This window comes from Burkholderia sp. KL41 (genome assembly GCF_057005415.2).
This window is the reverse complement of record NZ_CM174446.1, coordinates 2,430,810-2,449,399: the sequence shown is the minus strand read 5'-3', so window position 1 is coordinate 2,449,399 and position 18,590 is coordinate 2,430,810. Positions and strand designations below refer to the sequence as shown.

14 protein-coding genes are annotated in these 18,590 nt (G+C 66.3%); 11 read left to right on the top strand and 3 right to left on the bottom strand.

The features are described from left to right. Positions 1 to 110 precede the first annotated feature (110 nt). A complete protein-coding gene (gene ligA, locus PQB87_RS11500) occupies positions 111 to 2,186 on the top strand; it encodes an NAD-dependent DNA ligase LigA (RefSeq protein WP_111941529.1) in 2,076 nt (691 codons plus the stop codon). Beyond that, positions 2,183 to 2,716, top strand: a complete 534-nt coding sequence (gene def, locus PQB87_RS11495) for a peptide deformylase (RefSeq protein WP_048020902.1) — start codon at positions 2,183 to 2,185, stop codon at positions 2,714 to 2,716. Before ligA ends, def begins: the two co-directional genes overlap by 4 nt. A gap of 90 nt (positions 2,717 to 2,806) precedes the next feature. Here def and PQB87_RS11490 read toward each other — a convergent pair whose 3' ends face one another. The 3 genes from PQB87_RS11490 to map are packed head-to-tail and all read right to left on the bottom strand — an operon-like array spanning position 2,807 to position 8,267. Continuing rightward, on the bottom strand, positions 2,807 to 4,804 hold the full coding sequence (locus tag PQB87_RS11490; protein ID WP_489241861.1) for a pseudouridine synthase: 1,998 nt from the start codon (positions 4,802 to 4,804) through the stop codon (positions 2,807 to 2,809). 16 nt (positions 4,805 to 4,820) lie between these two features. After that, complete coding sequence (locus tag PQB87_RS11485) at positions 4,821 to 7,397, bottom strand: [protein-PII] uridylyltransferase (RefSeq protein WP_059687322.1); 2,577 nt, start codon at positions 7,395 to 7,397, stop codon at positions 4,821 to 4,823. 54 nt (positions 7,398 to 7,451) lie between these two features. Beyond that, a complete protein-coding gene (gene map / locus PQB87_RS11480) occupies positions 7,452 to 8,267 on the bottom strand; it encodes a type I methionyl aminopeptidase (protein ID WP_021159103.1) in 816 nt (271 codons plus the stop codon). Positions 8,268 to 8,644: 377 nt separating this feature from the next. On the opposite strand from map, the gene rpsB reads away from it, so the two are divergent. The 9 genes from rpsB to bamA all read left to right on the top strand — a co-directional run bounded on the left by rpsB (position 8,645) and on the right by bamA (position 18,583). After that, the gene (rpsB, locus tag PQB87_RS11475) at positions 8,645 to 9,385 is read left to right on the top strand and encodes a 30S ribosomal protein S2 (protein WP_006483818.1); all 741 of its coding nucleotides are present in this window, start codon (positions 8,645 to 8,647) and stop codon (positions 9,383 to 9,385) included. A 162-nt stretch (positions 9,386 to 9,547) separates the two neighbouring features. Beyond that, entirely contained in the window at positions 9,548 to 10,429 is an 882-nt protein-coding gene (gene tsf, locus PQB87_RS11470) for a translation elongation factor Ts (protein ID WP_021159104.1), read from the top strand. A gap of 163 nt (positions 10,430 to 10,592) precedes the next feature. Then, positions 10,593 to 11,306 carry a UMP kinase gene (gene pyrH / locus PQB87_RS11465; RefSeq protein WP_011352459.1) on the top strand — a complete coding sequence of 238 codons (714 nt, stop codon included), beginning with the start codon at positions 10,593 to 10,595 and terminating at the stop codon, positions 11,304 to 11,306. A 91-nt stretch (positions 11,307 to 11,397) separates the two neighbouring features. Then, complete coding sequence (frr, locus tag PQB87_RS11460; protein ID WP_021159105.1) at positions 11,398 to 11,958, top strand: ribosome recycling factor; 561 nt, start codon at positions 11,398 to 11,400, stop codon at positions 11,956 to 11,958. 47 nt (positions 11,959 to 12,005) lie between these two features. After that, positions 12,006 to 12,788 carry a polyprenyl diphosphate synthase gene (gene uppS, locus PQB87_RS11455; RefSeq protein WP_006478494.1) on the top strand — a complete coding sequence of 261 codons (783 nt, stop codon included), beginning with the start codon at positions 12,006 to 12,008 and terminating at the stop codon, positions 12,786 to 12,788. Next, on the top strand, positions 12,782 to 13,603 hold the full coding sequence (locus PQB87_RS11450) for a phosphatidate cytidylyltransferase (RefSeq protein WP_059687324.1): 822 nt from the start codon (positions 12,782 to 12,784) through the stop codon (positions 13,601 to 13,603). The genes uppS and PQB87_RS11450 overlap by 7 nt, the downstream gene beginning before the upstream one ends. Positions 13,604 to 13,618: 15 nt before the next feature. Beyond that, positions 13,619 to 14,815: a 1-deoxy-D-xylulose-5-phosphate reductoisomerase gene (locus PQB87_RS11445; RefSeq protein ID WP_027787091.1), complete on the top strand. Its 1,197-nt coding sequence runs from the start codon at positions 13,619 to 13,621 to the stop codon at positions 14,813 to 14,815. A gap of 11 nt (positions 14,816 to 14,826) precedes the next feature. Beyond that, complete coding sequence (gene rseP / locus PQB87_RS11440) at positions 14,827 to 16,212, top strand: RIP metalloprotease RseP (protein WP_153488530.1); 1,386 nt, start codon at positions 14,827 to 14,829, stop codon at positions 16,210 to 16,212. Positions 16,213 to 16,273: 61 nt separating this feature from the next. Then, positions 16,274 to 18,583: an outer membrane protein assembly factor BamA gene (bamA, locus tag PQB87_RS11435; RefSeq protein WP_057056463.1), complete on the top strand. Its 2,310-nt coding sequence runs from the start codon at positions 16,274 to 16,276 to the stop codon at positions 18,581 to 18,583. Positions 18,584 to 18,590: the final 7 nt, after the last annotated feature.

Below are 18,590 nucleotides of genomic sequence, written 5' to 3'. Positions count from 1 at the left end.
TCGCTGTTTGCGCTGCAGCACGCGCATCGGGCGCGTTTTGCGCGCCCCGCCACGGCGGCAAACTGAGATAATCGGGCATCCGATTTTCTCAGAACGAATCTGCCGCCAGCATGGCCCGAACCCAAGCCGAACCGCCAGCCAGCCAGCCCGACGCGCGCGCCGCGTGGCTGCGCGACCAACTCGAGCGGGCGAACTACGCCTACTACGTGCTCGATCAGCCGGATCTGCCCGACGCCGAATACGACCGACTGTTTCGCGAACTGCAGCAGCTCGAAACCGATCATCCCGAACTCGTGACGCCCGATTCGCCGACGCAGCGCGTGGGCGGCGAGGCGGCCGGCGGCTTCACGCCGGTCGTCCACGACGCGCCGATGCTGTCGCTGAACAACGGTTTTGCCGACGAGGACATCGTCGCGTTCGACAAGCGCGTCGCCGATGCGCTCGACAAGGCGACCGATCTCGCCGGTTCGGTGACGGAGCCGGTCGACTACGCGTGCGAACTGAAGTTCGACGGTCTCGCGATCTCGCTGCGCTACGAGCAGGGCATATTCGTGCAGGCGTCGACGCGCGGCGACGGCACGACCGGCGAGGACGTGACCGAGAACGTGCGCACGATCCGCTCGATTCCGCTGAAGCTGAAGGGCAAGAACGTGCCGGCCGTACTCGACGTGCGCGGCGAGGTGCTGATGTTCAAGCGCGATTTCGCACGCCTGAACGAACGCCAGCGCGCGGCCGAGCAGCGAGAATTCGCGAACCCGCGCAACGCGGCGGCCGGCAGCCTGCGCCAGCTCGACTCGAAGATCACCGCGCAGCGTCCGCTGTCGTTCTTCGCGTACGGGATCGGCGTGCTCGACGGGATGCCGATGCCCGATACGCACAGCGCGCTGCTCGACTGGTACGAGTCGCTCGGCCTGCCCGTGAACCGCGAGCGTGCGGTCGTGCAGGGCGCCGAGGGCTTGCTCGACTTCTTCCGCAAGATCGGCGAGAAGCGCGAGTCGCTGCCCTACGACATCGACGGTGTCGTCTACAAGGTCAACCGGCGTGACGAGCAGGAGCGCCTCGGCTTCGTGTCGCGTGCGCCGCGCTTCGCGCTCGCTCACAAGTTCCCCGCGCAGGAAGCGCTGACGAAGCTCGTCGCGATCGACGTGCAGGTCGGGCGCACCGGCGCGATCACACCGGTCGCGCGCCTCGAGCCCGTGTTCGTCGGCGGCGCGACGGTGACCAACGCGACGCTGCACAACGAGGACGAGGTGCGCCGCAAGGACATCCGGATCGGCGATACCGTGATCGTGCGCCGCGCCGGCGACGTGATCCCCGAGGTGGTCGGTGCGCTGCTCGACCGGCGCCCGGCCGATGCGGCCGAATTCGTGATGCCGACCGAATGCCCGGTGTGCGGCTCGAAGATCGAGCGCCTGCCGGACGAGGCGATCGCGCGCTGCACGGGCGGCCTGTTCTGCCCGGCGCAGCGCAAGCAGGCGCTGTGGCACTTCGCGCAGCGCCGCGCGCTCGACATCGACGGTCTCGGCGAGAAGATCATCGACCAGCTCGTCGAACTGAATCTCGTGCGCACGCCGGCCGACCTGTTCAATCTGGGCTTTGCGACGCTCGCCGAGCTCGACCGGTTTGCCGAGAAGTCCGCACAGAACCTGCTCGACTCGCTCGAGAAGGCGAAGCACACGACGCTCGCGCGCTTCATCTACGGGCTCGGTATCCGTCACGTGGGCGAATCGACCGCGAAGGATCTCGCGAAGCATTTCGGCTCGCTCACGCCGATCATGGACGCGTCGATCGAAGAGCTGCTCGAAGTCAACGACGTCGGGCCGATCGTCGCCGAGTCGCTCCACCAGTTTTTCGCGGAAGAGCACAACCGGACCGTGATCGAGCAGTTGCGCGCGCCGGGCAAGGTGACGTGGCCGGAAGGGCCGCCCGCGCCGAAGGCGCCGCAGGGCGTGCTGGCCGGCAAGACGGTCGTGCTGACGGGCACGCTGCCGACGCTCACGCGCGATGCCGCGAAGGAAATGCTCGAAGCGGCGGGCGCGAAAGTGGCCGGTTCGGTATCGAAGAAGACGGATTACGTGGTCGCGGGCGCCGAAGCCGGCAGCAAGCTCGCGAAGGCCGAGGAACTCGGCATCCCCGTGCTGGACGAAGACGGCCTGCACCAACTCCTGGAGGGCAATACGCCATGATTCGCGAGATCCTGAAGATGGGCGATCCGCGCCTGCTCGAAGTCGCCAAGCCGGTCGAGCGGTTCGATACACCCGAGCTGCACGAGATCGTCGCGGACATGTTCGAGACGATGCACCATGCGAACGGCGCCGGCCTGGCCGCGCCGCAGATCGGCATCGGGCTGCAGATCATCATCTTCGGCTTCGGCAACAACAACCGCTACCCGGAAGCGCCACCGGTGCCCGAGACCGTGCTGATCAACCCGAAGGTCGAGTACCTGCCGCCGGACATGGAAGAGGGCTGGGAAGGCTGCCTGTCGGTGCCGGGCATGCGCGGCGTCGTCAGCCGCTACGCGAAGGTGCGCTACAGCGGCTTCGACCAGTTCGGCGAGAAGATCGATCGTGTCGCCGACGGTTTTCACGCACGCGTCGTCCAGCACGAATACGACCACCTGATCGGCAAGCTGTATCCGATGCGGATCACCGATTTCACGCGCTTCGGCTTCACGGAAGTGCTGTTCCCGGGGCTCGATCCGGCTTCCGACGACTGATCCCTCTGCTTTCCCGGTTTCTCGCAGACAAGAAAAAGCCCGCTTGCGCGGGCTTTTTCATTGCATGGCACACGTGTGGCGCGCCGGCGGTCAGAACGTCTCGTCGGCCGACAGATAGCGCCATTGCCCCTGCGGCAGTGCGCCGAGCATCACGCGGCCCATCCGGACGCGCTTCAGGCCGATCACGTCGAGACCCACCAGTTCGCACATACGGCGGATCTGGCGCTTCTTGCCTTCGCGCAGCACGAAGCGCAACTGCTCGCCGTTCTGCCAGCTCACCATCGCGGGCTTCAGCGCGACGCCGTCGAGCTCGAGGCCGTGGCGCAGCTTCGCGAGCGATTCCGCCGGGAAGTGCTGGTCGATGTCGATCAGCCGTTCGCCGAAGCGCACGCGCACCAGGTACTCCTTGTCGATATCCGACTGCTCGCCGATCAGCTGCTTCGCGATCACGCCGTTCTGCGTCAGCACGAGCAGGCCGGTCGAATCGATGTCCAGGCGGCCGGCCGGTGCGAGCGCGTGCAGGTGCTGCGGCGAGAAGCGGACCGGCGAATGGTCGCCGCTCCAGCGGTTCGCGCGCGTGATCAGCACGGCTGCGGGCTCGTAGCCGTCTTCCGCCTGGCCCGACACATAACCGACGGGCTTGTGCAGCAGGATCGTCACTTGCGCGGCTTGCGCAGCGCTCGCGCGCTCGTCGATCTCGATCTTCTGGTCGGCGCGGACCTTGGTGCCGAGCGTGTCGATGCGTTCGCCGTCGACGAGTACCCAACCCTTTTCGATCCATTCGTCGGCTTCGCGGCGCGAGCACATGCCGAGTTCGGACATCCGCTTCGACAGGCGCATCAGGCCCGTTTCGTCGCCGTAGTCGACGTCGGCCGCCGCGCGCTTGACCGGTTGCGCGGTCTTGACCGCACCGAACGAGCGGCGTTCGCCGTCGCGTGCGGGGCGAGCCGGGCGGTCGCCGAAGCTGCGCTTCGCGCCTTCGCCGGGGGCCTTGTCGCGATAGGACGGGCGCTTGCCGTCGTCGGCGCCTGCGCGGCGCGGACGGGCATCGTCATCGCGGCGCGGCGGACGATCGGACGACGGGCGGCGATCGCCGAAGCTGCGCTTCGCGCCTTCGCCGGCTGCCTTGTCGCGATAGGACGGGCGTTTGTCGTCGTCGGCGCCGGCGCGGCGCGGACGGGCATCGTCATCGCGACGCGGCGGACGATCGGACGACGGGCGGCGGTCGCCGAAGCTGCGCTTTGCACCTTCACCGGCTGCCTTGTCGCGATAGGACGGCCGTTTGTCGTCGTCGCCACCGGCGCGGCGCGGACGGGCGTCGTCATCGCGGCGCGGCGGGCGATCGGACGACGGGCGGCGGTCACCGAAGCTGCGCTTCGCACCTTCGCCGGATGCATTGTCACGGTACGGCGCGCGTGCGCCGCCTTCACCACCCGCGCGACGCGGACGGGCGTCGTCATCACGACGCGGCGGACGATCGGACGACGTGCGGCGGTCGCCGAAGCTGCGCTTTGCACCTTCACCGGCTGCCTTGTCGCGATAGGACGAGCGTTTGTCGTCGTCGCCACCTGCGCGACGCGGACGTGCATCGTCATCACGACGCGGCGGGCGATCGGACGACGTGCGACGGTCGCCGAAGCTGCGCTTTGCACCTTCACCGGCTGCCTTGTCGCGATAGGACGAGCGTTTGTCGTCGCCACCACCCGCGCGACGCGGACGTGCATCGTCGTCCCGGCGCGGCGGACGATCGGACGACGTGCGTCGATCGCCGAAGCTAGGCTTCGCCCCTTCGCCGGCCGCGTTGTCGCGATAAGGCGCGCGCGTGCCGCGTTCGGCACCGCCGTCACGCGGCGCACGCTTGGCCGGTGCGCGATCCGCGCCCGGGCGCTCGGCGCCTGCCGCGCCGCGCGGCTTGAACGAGCGTTCGCCGGCGGCGGCCGGGGACGCCTTCTTCGGGCGGGCCGGCTTGTCCCCTGCGGGCGGCGCAGCGGGACGCACCGCCTTGCGGGCGACGAGGCTGCCGGAGCGGACAGGGGCGCGGGTCGGCGACGCCGGCTTCGGATTCTTGACGGTTAGTTTGGTGCGCATAAACGCTGGAATTCATTCAGACTGCGATCGCACGCAGCAACTCGGTTTCAAGCTGGATCTGCAGGCGGTTGTCGGACAGGCCGGCACCCGCGAGCAGGAAGATGTCCTCGACGCGTTCGCCGAGCGTATTGATCCGCGCCGCATGGACGCCGATCCGATGCTCGGCGAGTACGCGCGCGATCGAATAGAGAAGGCCCGGCCGGTCGTTGGCCGACACGGACAGGATGTAGTACTGGCCGCGCTCGTCGGCCCGCAGGTCGACGCGCGGCGTGATCGGAAACGTCCGGGACAGCCTCGACAGGCGGCCCTTGGACGGCTCCGGCAGCGGTGCGGTTTCGGTGAGCCGCGACGCGAGCTGTTGTTCGACGAGATTCGCGATGTCGCGGTAGCGCACGTCGCGTTCGGTCTGCGTGACGATGAAGTTGTCGAGCGCGTAGCCGTGCCGCGTCGTGCTGACGCGCGCGTCGAGCACCGACAGCCCGTTGCGGTCGAAATACGCGCAGATGCCCGCGAACAGGTCGGGGCGATCCTTCACGTACACGAGCACCTGCAGCGCGTCGCCGATCGGCGACGGCCGCGCGCGGACGATCGCGGTTTCGGCGTTCACGTGCCGGTACAGCACGCGTGTCTGCCACGCGATGTCGGCTGCGTCGTGACGCAGGAAGAAGCCGACGTCGAGCTGGTCCCACAATGCGCGATGGGCGTCGTCGGGCACGGTCTCGAGGCGCAGCAGCGCGAGCGCCTGCTCCTGCCGCGACTTCAGCTCCGAATGCGCGTCGGGGTTGGCCCCGCCGAGCACCGCGAGCGTGATGCGGTACAGGTCCTCGAGCAGCTTGCCTTTCCATGTGTTCCACACCTTCGGGCTCGTGCCGCGGATATCGGCGACGGTCAGCAGGTACAGCGCGGTGAGGTAGCGTTCGTTGCCGACGACTTCGGCAAAGCGCTTGATGACTTCGGGGTCGCTCGTGTCCTGCTTCTGCGCGACCTGGCTCATCGTCAGGTGATGCTGGACGAGCCACACGATCAACGACGCGTCGTCGCCGGCGATGCCGTGCTCGCGGCAGAAGCGCCGCGCATCGGCCATCCCGAGCGTCGAGTGATCGCCGCCGCGGCCCTTCGCGATGTCGTGGAACAGCGCGGCGACGTACAGCACCCACGGGCGCTCGAAGTTGCCGATCAACTGGCTGCAGAACGGATATTCGTGCGCGTGCTCGGCCACCGCGAAGCGGCGGATGTTGCGCAACACCATCAGGATGTGCTGGTCGACCGTGTACACGTGGTACAGGTCGTGCTGCATCTGGCCGACGATGCGGCGGAAGTTCAGCAGATAGCGGCCGAGCACGCTCGTCTGGTTCATCAGCCGGAACGCGTGCGTGATGCCTTCGGGCTGCTGCAGGATCCGCATGAACGTGTCGCGGTTCTGCGGATCGCGGCGCCACGCGTTGTTCATGATCTCGCGCGAGTTGTACAGCGCGCGCAGCGTGCGGGCGGACAGGCCCTTCACGCCGCGGGTCGTCTCGTACAGCAGGAACGCTTCGAGGATCGCGTCGGGATGGCGCTCGAACACGCCGTCGTCGACGATCTCGAGCATCCCCTGTTTCTCGACGAAGCGGTCGGGCGACAGCACGCGCGTGATGCCGCTCGTCGCGGGAAAGAGCTGCGCCTCGATGTTCTGGATCAGGATCGTCGCGAGCTGCGTGACGGCTTTCGCGGCCCAGTAATAGCGGCGCATCAGCTGCTCGCTCGCGCGCTTGGTCTGCGTCGGCTGGTAGCCGAAGCTCTCGGCCGCCTGCGTCTGCAGGTCGAACACGAGCATGTCCTGGCGGCGGCCGGCGATCACGTGCAGCCGCGCGCGCAGCGTCTTCAGGAAACCTTCGTTGCGGCGCAGCTCGCGCGCTTCGCGATCGGTGATGAGGCCGCGCGTGTCGAGTTCGCGCCAGCTGCTGCCGAAGCCCGCCGCGCGCGCGATCCACAGGATCGTCTGCAGGTCGCGCAACCCGCCGGGGCTTTCCTTCACGTTCGGCTCGAGGCTGTACGGCGTGTCCTGGAACTTCGCGTGGCGCTGGCGCATCTCGAGCACCTTCGCGGTGAAGAACGCGCGGGCGTCGAGTGCCTCGTGGTAGCGCACCGTGAAGCGCTCGAACAGCGCGGTGCTGCCGACGATGCGGCGCGCTTCCAGCAGGGACGTTTGCACCGTGACGTCCTGCGACGCCTCCTCGATGCACTGCGCGACCGTGCGCACGCTGCTGCCGATCTCGAGGCCGAGATCCCAAGCCATCCCGATGAAGCGCTCGATGCGCGCGTCGAGCGTGGGGTCGTGCGCATCGGGCAGCAGCACGAGGATGTCGACGTCGGAATAGGGCGCGAGCTCGCCGCGCCCGTAGCCGCCGACGGCGACGAGCGCGAGCGTCGCGGGCAGCCCGCAGTCGTCCCACACGCGCTTGAGCGCATCGTCGGTGAGTTTCGACAGCGCGTGCATCAGGGACGCGACGTTCGTCGCGCGGCGAAAGCGCTCGAGCATCTCCGTCTTGGCGGCCTTGAATTCGGCGCGCCGCGACAGCGCGTCGGGCGAGGGGGCGGCGTGAGCGCTCATGGGCGGCCAGTCAGGTGCGGGTGGTGCGGGTAGGGCGGGCTGGCGCGACGGCGCTCAGACCGCGGCGGCCGGTTGCGCGAACACGGGGCGCGCCGGCGTGCCGGCCGACACGGTCAGCACCTCGTAGCCGGTTTCGGTGACGAGCACCGTGTGCTCCCACTGCGCCGACAGGCTGCGGTCGCGCGTCTTGACCGTCCACTGGTCGGGCATCGTGCGGATGTCGCGCTTGCCGGCGTTGATCATCGGCTCGATCGTGAAGATCATCCCGGCCTTCAGTTCGATGCCGGTGCCCGGACGGCCGTAGTGGACGACCTGCGGATCCTCGTGGAATACCGTGCCGATGCCGTGGCCGCAGTATTCGCGCACGACGCTGTAGCCTTGCGCTTCCGCGTGCTTCTGGATCGCGTAGCCGATGTCGCCGAGGTGCGCGCCGGGCTTGACCTGGTCGATGCCGAGCCACATGCACTCGTACGTGGTCTGCACGAGGCGCTTCGCGAGGATCGAGCCCTCGCCGACGATGAACATCCGGCTGGTGTCGCCGAAGTAGCCGTTCTTGATCACGGTGATGTCGATGTTCAGCGCGTCGCCGTTCTTGATCACCTTCTCGCCGGGAATGCCGTGGCAGATCACGTCGTTGACCGAAATGCAGGTGGCCTTCGGGTACGGCGGGTAGCCGGGCGGCTGGTAGTTCAGCGGTGCCGGGATCGTGCCCTGTTCGTTGAGCATGAACTCGTGGCAGAGGCGGTCGAGTTCGGCGGTCGTGATGCCGGCGACGACGTGCGGCGTGATGAAGTCGAGCACTTCGCTCGCGAGACGGCAGGCGACGCGCATCTCGGCGATATCGTGTTCGTTTTTGAGCGTAATAGCCATCGAGGTATGCCTGGAATGCGGTGAATTGACGGATTATCGCACCTTCTGGCAGGCGTCGCAGCCCCTGCCGGCGGTGCGGGTGCGGGTTTTCGCGGATTGTCCGGCCGGCTGCCGCGCGGCAAGCGGAAGTGGTGAGCGACTTGAGAGCGGGCAGATCGGCGTGCTATACTCTTTGGCTAAGTCGACATCCAAATGCCGTAGTGCCCCATTCCGGGGCGGCATCGCGGTGAAAGGCTTACGGCACGGGCGTTTTGCACGTGCCGAATCGCAAGCCGGCGCAACCAGGGTGCCGGCCGCGCGGAAATCGTGCCTTTCGGGGCAGGTTCGTGCGGCGGTACGGCGGCCGGCTTAAGACCCAACCCTCGTGGAGAATTTACATGGCAGTTACGATGCGCCAAATGCTGGAAGCGGGTGTCCACTTCGGTCACCAGACGCGCTTCTGGAACCCGAAGATGGCTCCGTTCATTTTCGGTCACCGCAACAAGATTCACATCATCAACCTCGAAAAGACGCTGCCGATGTTCACGGACGCACAGAAGTACGTGCGCCAGCTGGCAGCGAACCGCGGCACGATCCTGTTCGTCGGCACGAAGCGTCAATCGCGTGACACGATCGCCCAGGAAGCGCAGCGCGCAGGCATGCCGTACGTCAACGCACGCTGGCTCGGCGGCATGATGACCAACTTCAAGACGCTGAAGGTATCGATCAAGCGCCTGAAGGACATGGAAGCGGCAGTCGAGGCAGGCGAGCTCGAGAAGATGAGCAAGAAGGAAGCGCTGCTGTTCGAACGCGAAATCGCGAAGCTGCAGAAGTCGATCGGCGGCGTGAAGGACATGGGCGGCATTCCGGACGCAATTTTCGTCGTCGACGTCGGCTACCACAAGATTGCCGTCACGGAAGCGAACAAGCTGGGCGTGCCGGTCATCGCCGTGGTCGATACGAACCACTCGCCGGAAGGTGTGGATTACGTGATCCCGGGTAACGACGACTCGAGCAAGGCAGTCGCGCTGTACGCCGAAGGCGTGGCCGACGCGATCCTCGAAGGCCGTGCGAACGCGGTCAACGAAGTGGTCCAGGCCGCACGCGGCGACGACGAGTACGTCGAGGAAAACGCGTAACTGGCCCCGAGCCGGCGCAAAAAGGGGGCTCTCAACAGGCCCCCTTTTTTTAAGCTTGTGCGCCGGACCTGATCGCGCCGAATCGGCGCGGGTCCGGAAACGATTTTCGGCCGTTCGCGTCCAAGCGGGCGGCGTTGTGAATACAGACTCAAGGAGCGAATGATGGCGGCAATTACCGCAAGCATGGTGGCAGAACTGCGCGCGAAGACCGACGCACCGATGATGGAGTGCAAGAAGGCGCTGACGGAAGCCGACGGCGATCTGGCCAAGGCTGAAGAGCTGCTGCGCGTCAAGCTCGGCAACAAGGCAAGCAAGGCGGCATCGCGCGTGACGGCAGAAGGCGTCGTCGCATCGTTCGTCGGCGGCAACGCAGGCGCGCTGGTCGAGCTGAACTGCGAAACCGACTTCGTCGCGAAGAACGACGACTTCCTCGCATTCTCGAAGACGGTTGCAGAACTCGTCGCGACGCAGAACCCGGCCGACGTGGCAGCGCTGTCGGCGCTGCCGCTCGAAGGCTCGACGGTCGACGCAGTGCGTCTGGCCCTGATCGGCAAGATCGGCGAGAACGTCTCGATCCGCCGTTTCGTCCGTTTCGAAACCGCGAACAAGATCGCAACGTACCTGCACGGCGCGCGTATCGGCGTGATCGTCGAGTACACGGGCGCGGAAGAGCAGGTCGGCAAGGACGTCGCGATGCACATCGCGGCAATGAAGCCGGTCGCGCTGTCGTCGGCTGACGTGCCGGCGGAACTGATCGAGACGGAACGCCGCGTGGCCGAGCAGAAGGCTGCGGAATCGGGCAAGCCGGCCGAGATCGTCGCGAAGATGGTCGACGGTAGCGTCCAGAAGTACCTGAAGGAAGTGTCGCTGCTGAACCAGACGTTCGTGAAGAACGACAAGCAGACGATCGAGCAGATGCTGAAGGCAGCGAATGCGGCAGTGCAGAAGTTCGCGCTGTTCGTCGTCGGCGAAGGCATCGAGAAGCGCCAGGACGACTTCGCCGCCGAAGTGGCCGCGCAAGTCGCAGCAGCAAAGCAGCAGTAAGCCGTCAGCAGTCAGGCAGTATCCGCGGCGGGCGTCCGCTCCGCCGCGGTCGGCGCCGCCGCCGGCCGGCCGGGAAACCCGGTTCGACCGTCGGCGCTTGCCCGAATCAGTATTTCGCCCCTACAGTTCGTGGTTGTCATCCTCTCGTCGCTCGGAAGCCCCTATGTCCAATGCCTATAAACGCGTCCTCCTCAAACTCTCCGGCGAAGCGCTGATGGGCGACGATGCCTTCGGCATCAATCGCGCGACGATCGAACGGATGGTGGCCGATATCGCCGAAGTCGTGCGTCTCGGTACGCAGCTCGCGGTCGTGATCGGTGGCGGTAATATTTTCCGCGGTGTCGCGGGTGGCGCGGCCGGCATGGATCGCGCGACGGCGGACTACATGGGGATGCTCGCGACGATGATGAACGCGCTGGCGCTGCAGGACGCGATGCGTCACGCCGGCATCGAGGCGCGCGTGCAGTCCGCGCTGCGCATGGACCAGGTCGTCGAGCCGTACATCCGGCCCCGCGCGATTCGCCAGCTCGAGGAAGGCCGCGTCGTGATCTTCGCGGCCGGTACGGGCAACCCGTTCTTCACGACGGACACGGCCGCCGCGCTGCGCGGTTCGGAAGTGGGCGCCGAGGTCGTGCTGAAGGCGACCAAGGTCGATGGCGTATATTCTGCCGATCCGAAGAAGGATCCGTCGGCCACGCGCTACACGACGATCACGTTCGACGAGGCGATCAGCCGCAACCTGCAGGTGATGGACGCGACGGCCTTCGCGCTGTGCCGCGACCAGAAGCTGCCGATTCGCGTGTTTTCGATCAACAAGCCGGGCGCGCTCAAGCGCATCGTGCTGGGCGAGGACGAAGGTACGCTCGTCCACGTGTAAACTCCCGCGGATGCGGGCCATCGGCCGCGGCGCGCCGCACGCGCCGGGCAGGGCCCGCGTTCTTTGAAGGTTAGAAGGTTCGGAGGTTGAAATGAGTGTCGCTGATACCAAGAAGGGCGTCGAGCAAAAGATGCAGCGCTCGATCGAAGCGTTCAAGAACGATCTGGCAAAGATCCGTACGGGCCGTGCACACACCGGTCTGCTCGATCACGTGCAGGTCGACTACTACGGGTCGATGGTGCCGATCTCGCAGGTCGCTAACCTGACGCTCGTCGATGCGCGCACGATCGGCGTGCAGCCGTGGGAAAAGAACATGGTCGCGAAGGTCGAGAAGGCCATTCGCGAAGCCGACCTGGGCCTGAACCCGGCTACGGCCGGCGACCTGATCCGCGTGCCGATGCCCGCGCTGACGGAAGAGCGCCGCCGCGAACTGACGAAGGTCGTCAAGAGCGAAGGCGAAACGGCCAAGGTCGCGATCCGCAACCTGCGCCGCGACGCGAACGAAGCGCTCAAGAAGCTCGTGAAGGACAAGGAAATCTCGGAAGACGACGAGCGCCGTGCGAGCGACGACGTGCAGAAGCTGACCGACAAGCACGTTGCCGAAATCGACAAGCTCGTGCAGACCAAGGAAGCCGAGATCATGACGGTCTGACGACCGTCCTCGCGCGCCGCCTTCTTCCCGCAACTGTCTCAACGGCCATGACCTATACCAGCTCTACCGTTCGCGTGCCTGACGTCGGTGTCGTGCCGCGTCACATCGCGATCATCATGGACGGCAACGGCCGTTGGGCGACCGAACGCCGCTTGCCGCGCGTCGCGGGGCATACCCGCGGCGTCGATGCCGTGCGGGCGGTGGTCGAAGGCTGTGCGCGCGCCGGCGTCGAATATCTGACGCTGTTTGCGTTCAGTTCGGAAAACTGGCGCCGGCCGAACGACGAAGTGTCGTTCCTGATGCGGCTCTTCATCACCGCGCTCGAGCGCGAGGTCGGCAAGCTCCATGCGAACGGGATCCGCCTGCGTGTCGTCGGCGATCTCGACCGTTTCGAGCCGCGCATCCGCGAACTGATTCGCCGCGCCGAAACCAAGACGGCGCGCAACACCCGTCTTACGCTCACCATCGCGGCCAACTACGGCGGCCGGTGGGACATCCTGCAGGCGACGAAGAAGCTCGTCGAGCAGGCCGTGCGCGAAGGGCGCGAGGTCGAGGTGACCGAGGACGCGTTCGCGCCGCACCTGGCGATGGCCTATGCGCCGGAGCCCGATCTCTTCATCCGTACCGGTGGCGAGCAGCGCGTCAGCAACTTCCTGCTGTGGCAGCTCGCGTACGCCGAATTCTATTTCACCGACAAATACTGGCCGGATTTCGACGGCGCGGCGCTGGCCGACGCCATGGCGTCGTATACGGAGCGCGAACGTCGTTTCGGCCGCACGAGCGCACAGCTCGAACCGCAATCGCAGAACGCCGACTCCCTTTCATGCTGAAAACCCGTGTGATCACGGCGATCGTGATGCTGGCGGTACTGCTGCCGGTGACGCTGTTCGCGCCGCTCACCGCGTTCGGCGCGCTGATCGGCGTCGTGCTCGTGTTCGCCGCGTGGGAATGGGCGCGCCTGCTCAAGCTCGGCGGCGCCGGCCCGGTCGTCTATGCCGTCGTCGCGGCGCTTGCGCTCGCGGCAACGGTGCCGCTCGGCGTCGATGCGGCTTCGTCCCGTCCCCTTTTCATGGCAGCCGGCGTGTTCTGGCTGCTGGTCGGCCCGTTCGCGCTGCGGCGCAAGCCCGAACTCGCGGGCGGCGTCTGGCGGCCGTTCCTGCTGGCGGCCGGCCTCGTGGTCTTTGCGGCCTGCTGGCATGCGCTCGTCGCGGCGCGCGCGCTGGGCGTGCCGTTCGTGCTGTCGTTGCTTCTGGTCGTCTGGCTGGCCGATATCGGCGCATACTTCGCGGGCAAGGCCTTCGGAAAGCGTAAACTGGCCGTCACGATCAGTCCCGGCAAGAGCTGGGAAGGCGCGATCGGGGGCTGGCTCGCCGTGATGGCCGTCGCCGGTGTCGCGATGGTCGTGCACGCGTTCGAGCCGACCCTGTTTTCCGCGTTCGCCGTGCGTTACGGGATGCCCGGCGCGTGGGCCGCACTTACGCTGCTGGTCGCGTACAGCGTGATCGGCGACCTGTTCGAGTCGCTGCTGAAGCGGCAGGCGGGCGTGAAGGATTCGAGCGGACTGCTGCCTGGCCATGGCGGCGTGCTCGACCGTGTCGACGCGCTGCTTCCGGTGCTGCCGCTCGCGATGCTGCTGCTTGGTTAAACCACTATTTCTGTTATGCAAAAACGTCTGACATTGCTCGGTTCCACGGGCTCGATCGGAGACAGCACGCTCGACGTGGTCGCGCGCCATCCCGAGCGTTTCTCGGTCTACGCGCTGACCGCACACCGCAACGGCGACAAGCTGGTCGAGCAATGCCTGCGCTTCGCGCCTGAAGTGGCGGTGGTCGGCGATGCCGCGACCGCCGCGCACGTCGAAGCGAAGCTGCGTGCGGCGGGCAGCAAGACGACCGTGCTGCACGGGCCGCAGGCGCTCGTCGACGTGTCGAAGAGCGACGGTTGCGACACGGTGGTCGCGGCGATCGTCGGCGCGGCCGGCCTCGCGCCGAGCCTCGCGGCCGCGCGCGCCGGCAAGCGCATCCTGCTCGCGAACAAGGAATCGCTGGTGATGTCGGGCGCGATCTTCATGGACGCCGTGCGCGACCATGGCGCGATCCTGCTGCCGGTCGACAGCGAACACAACGCGATCTTCCAGTGCATGCCGCGCGACGAGAACGAGCACGGCGGGATCTCGAAGATCATCCTGACCGCGTCGGGCGGCCCGTTCCGCACGCGCGAGCCGGCCACGCTCGTCGACGTGACGCCGGACGAGGCGTGCAAGCATCCGAACTGGGTGATGGGCCGCAAGATCTCGGTCGACTCCGCGACGATGATGAACAAGGGTCTCGAGGTGATCGAGGCGCACTGGATCTTCGGGCTGCCGGGCGACCGGATCGACGTGCTGATCCATCCGCAGAGCGTGATCCATTCGCTCGTGTCGTACCGCGACGGCTCGGTGCTCGCCCAGCTCGGCAACCCCGACATGCGCACGCCGATCGCGCACGCACTCGCGTTCCCCGAGCGCGTCGATGCGGGCGTCGATCAGCTCGACCTCGCGCAGATCGCCCAGCTGTCGTTCGAGAAGCCCGATTACGCGCGCTTCCCGTGCCTCGCGCTCGCGCTGAAGGCACTCGAGGAAGGCGGTATCGCGAGCGCCGCATTGAACGCGGCGAACGAAGTGGCGGTCGAAGCGTTTCTCGCGCGCCGCATCGGCTTCATGGCGATTGCGGCGACGGTCGACGCCGTGCTCAACACGCTGCCGAACCGCGCGCCCGACGGGCTCGACGACGTCCTGGCGGCGGATGCAGAGGCACGCCGCCTCGCCGCCGAGATCATTGCCAAAGCGCCTGCGCCACGCGTGGAGCGCACTGTCTGAATGGGGTGCTCATGAACGTGCTGGTCGAACTGATCGCGTTTGCGGTGGCGATCGGGGTGCTGGTCGTCGTGCATGAGTACGGACATTATCGCGTCGCGCGCTGGTGCGGCGTGAAGGTGCTGCGTTTCTCGATCGGCTTCGGTCAGCCCGTCGCGCGCTGGGTCAGCCGCCGGACAGGCACCGAGTGGACGCTCTCCGCGTTGCCGCTCGGCGGCTACGTGAAGATGCTCGACGAGCGGGATCCCGGCCCCGGCATCCCGCCCGAGGAGCTCGGCCAGGCGTTCAACCGGCAATCGGTCTACAAGCGCATCGCGATCGTCGCGGCCGGCCCGATTGCCAACTTCCTGTTGGCAATCTTCCTGTTTTCCGTCGTATTTGCCACCGGCGTGACCGAGCCTGCCGCGATCGTCGCGCCGCCGGCCGCCGGTACGGCGGCGGCGCGCGCGGGCTTCGACGGTGGTGAGGCGATCGTGTCGATCCGCAACGTGCGCACGGGCGACGCGCAAGGCGGCGAGTCCGAGCCGGTAAGGTCGTGGTCGGACCTGCGCTGGAAGCTGCTCGCGGCCGCGTTCGATCACCGCGAGATCGTGCTCGGCGCGCGCGACGGCAACACGACGTTCGATTTCCGCGTCGACCTGCGCAACGTTCCCGAAAGTCAGCTCGACGACGATTTCATGGCCCGTCTGGGTTTCGAGGCCGGCGGCGGCACGCTGTCGGTCGCGTCGGTGCAGCCCGGCAGCGCGGCGGAACAGGCGGGCCTGAAGTCCGGCGACAAGCTGGTCGCGCTCGACGGCAAGCCGATCGGCGGCGCGACGCGCTTCATCGATTTCGTGAAACACCATGCGGGCAAGCCGCTCGAGCTGCAGATCGAGCGCGACGGCGCCGCGCAGACGGTGTCGATCGTGCCGCAGATGCAGCGCGACGACGAATCGGGGCAGCAGGTCGGCCGTATCGGTGCGGCCCTGTCGATGCATGCGCCGTCCGTCGACGTGCGTTACGGGCCGATCGAGAGCCTGCGGCTCGGCGCGCACCGCACGTGGGACATCTCCGTGTATTCGCTGCGGATGTTCGGGCGCATGATCACGGGCAACGCGTCGCTGAAGAACCTGTCCGGCCCCGTGACGATTGCCGACTACGCGGGCAAGAGTGCGCGGCTCGGTCCGTCGGCGTTCCTGTCGTTCCTCGCCCTTGTCAGCATTAGCCTTGGCGTCCTGAACTTGTTGCCGATTCCCGTTTTGGACGGGGGGCATCTGTTATATTATGCGGTTGAAGCCGCGACCGGGAAAGCCGTCTCGGAGCGCTGGCAGCTGATTCTGCAAAGAGCCGGGTTGATCTGCATCGTCGCGTTGTCGGCGATCGCGCTGTTCAACGATCTGGCTCGGTTAATCCATTTCTGAAGCGTCAGGCGGCGGCCGCTGGGCAGCCGCCTGATTTGATGCAGCTAAATATTGGGGATGCATGTTGTTCAAACCTCATCGTTTTGTACCTAAGACAGTTGCAGCGGCCGCGCTCGCCGCGCACGGCCTCGCGGCGCATGCAGCGGCACCGTTCGTGGTGCAAGACATCAAGATCGAGGGGCTGCAGCGCGTCGAAGCGGGTTCGGTGTTCGCCTACCTGCCGATCAAGCAGGGCGATACCTTCACGGACGACAAGGCATCCGAAGCAATCCGCGCGCTGTACGCGACGGGCTTTTTCAACGACGTACGCATCGCCACGCAGGGCAACGTCGTGATCGTGCAGGTGCAGGAGCGTCCGGCCATCGCGTCGATCGACTTCACCGGCACGAAGGAATTCGACAAGGACAACCTGACGAAGGCGCTGCGCGCGGTCGGCCTTGCCGACGGTCGTTATTACGACAAGGCGCTCGTCGACAAGGCGGAGCAGGAGCTCAAGCGCCAGTACCTCACGCGCGGCTTCTACGCGGCCGAGGTCAAGACGACGGTCACGCCGGTCGACGCGAACCGTGTGTCGATCCTGTTCGCGGTGGCCGAAGGCCCGAGCGCGAAGATCCGCCAGATCAACTTCATCGGCAACAAGGCATTCAGCACCAGCACGCTGCGCGACGAGATGCAGCTGTCCACGCCGAACTGGTTCTCCTGGTACACGAAGAACGACCTGTACTCGAAGGAAAAGCTGACGGGCGACCTCGAAGCGGTGCGCTCGTACTACCTGAACCGCGGCTATCTCGAGTTCAACATCGATTCGACCCAGGTGTCGATCTCGCCCGACAAGAAGGACATGTACCTGACGGTCACGCTGCACGAAGGCGAGCCGTACACGGTGTCGGGCATCAAGCTGTCGGGCAACCTGCTCGATCGCGAGGCCGAACTCAGCAAGCTGATCAAGATCAAGCCGGGCGACCGCTTCTCGGCCGAAAAGCTGCAGCAGACCACCAAGTCGATCGTCGACAAGCTCGGTGAATACGGTTATGCATTCGCGACCGTCAACGCGCAGCCGGACATCGACCAGGCGAACCACAAGGTGAACCTGAACCTCGTCGTCGATCCGAGCCGCCGCGTGTACGTGCGCCGGATCAACGTCGTCGGCAACACGCGCACGCGCGACGAAGTCGTGCGCCGCGAAATGCGCCAGCTCGAAAGCTCGTGGTTCGATTCGAACCGCCTCGCGCTGTCGAAGGATCGCGTGAACCGTCTCGGCTACTTCACCAACGTCGACGTGACGACGGTGCCGGTCGACGGCACGAACGACCAGGTCGACGTGAACGTGAAGGTCGATGAAAAGCCGACCGGCGCGATCACGCTGGGCGCCGGCTTCTCGTCGACGGACAAGGTCGTGCTGTCGGCGGGCGTGTCGCAGGACAACGTGTTCGGCTCGGGTACCAGCCTGTCGGTGAACGTCAACACCGCGAAGAGCTACCGCACGCTGACCGTCACGCAGGTCGACCCGTATTTCACGGTCGACGGCATCAAGCGGATCACGGACGTCTACTACCGCACGTACCAGCCGCTCTACTATTCGACGAGCTCGAGCTTCCGGATCATCAGCGCGGGCGGCAACCTGAAGTTCGGCATTCCGTTCTCGGAAGTCGACACCGTCTACTTCGGCGCCGGCTTCGAGCAGAACCGTCTCGACGTCGATTCGAACACGCCGCAGAGCTACCAGGATTACGTGAACGAGTTCGGCCGCGTGTCGAATACGGTGCCGCTGACGGTCGCGTGGTCGCGCGATGCGCGTGACAGCGCGCTGATTCCGAGCCGCGGCTACTTCACGCAGGCGAACATGGAGTACGGCGTACCGGTCGGCAAGATCCAGTACTACAAGGCCGACCTGCAGGCCCAGTACTACTATTCGTTCTCGCGCGGCTTCATCCTGGGCCTGAACCTGCAAGGCGGCTACGGTAACGGTATCGGCAACCCGTACCCGATCTTCAAGAACTACTACGCGGGCGGTATCGGCTCCGTGCGTGGCTACGAGCCGAGCTCGCTGGGCCCGCGCGACACGAAGACGAACGACCCGATCGGCGGTTCGAAGATGCTCGTCGGCAACATCGAGCTGACGTTCCCGCTGCCGGGCACGGGCTACGACCGCACGCTGCGCGTGTTCACGTTCCTCGACGGCGGTAACGTGTGGGGCAACGCGCCGGGCGGCACAAGTACGGGCGCCAACGGCCTGCGTTACGGCTACGGTGTGGGTCTCGCGTGGATCTCGCCGATCGGTCCGCTGAAGCTGAGCCTCGGCTTCCCGCTGCAGAAGCACGAAGGCGACCAGTACCAGAAATTCCAGTTCCAGATCGGGACGGCGTTCTGACCGAACG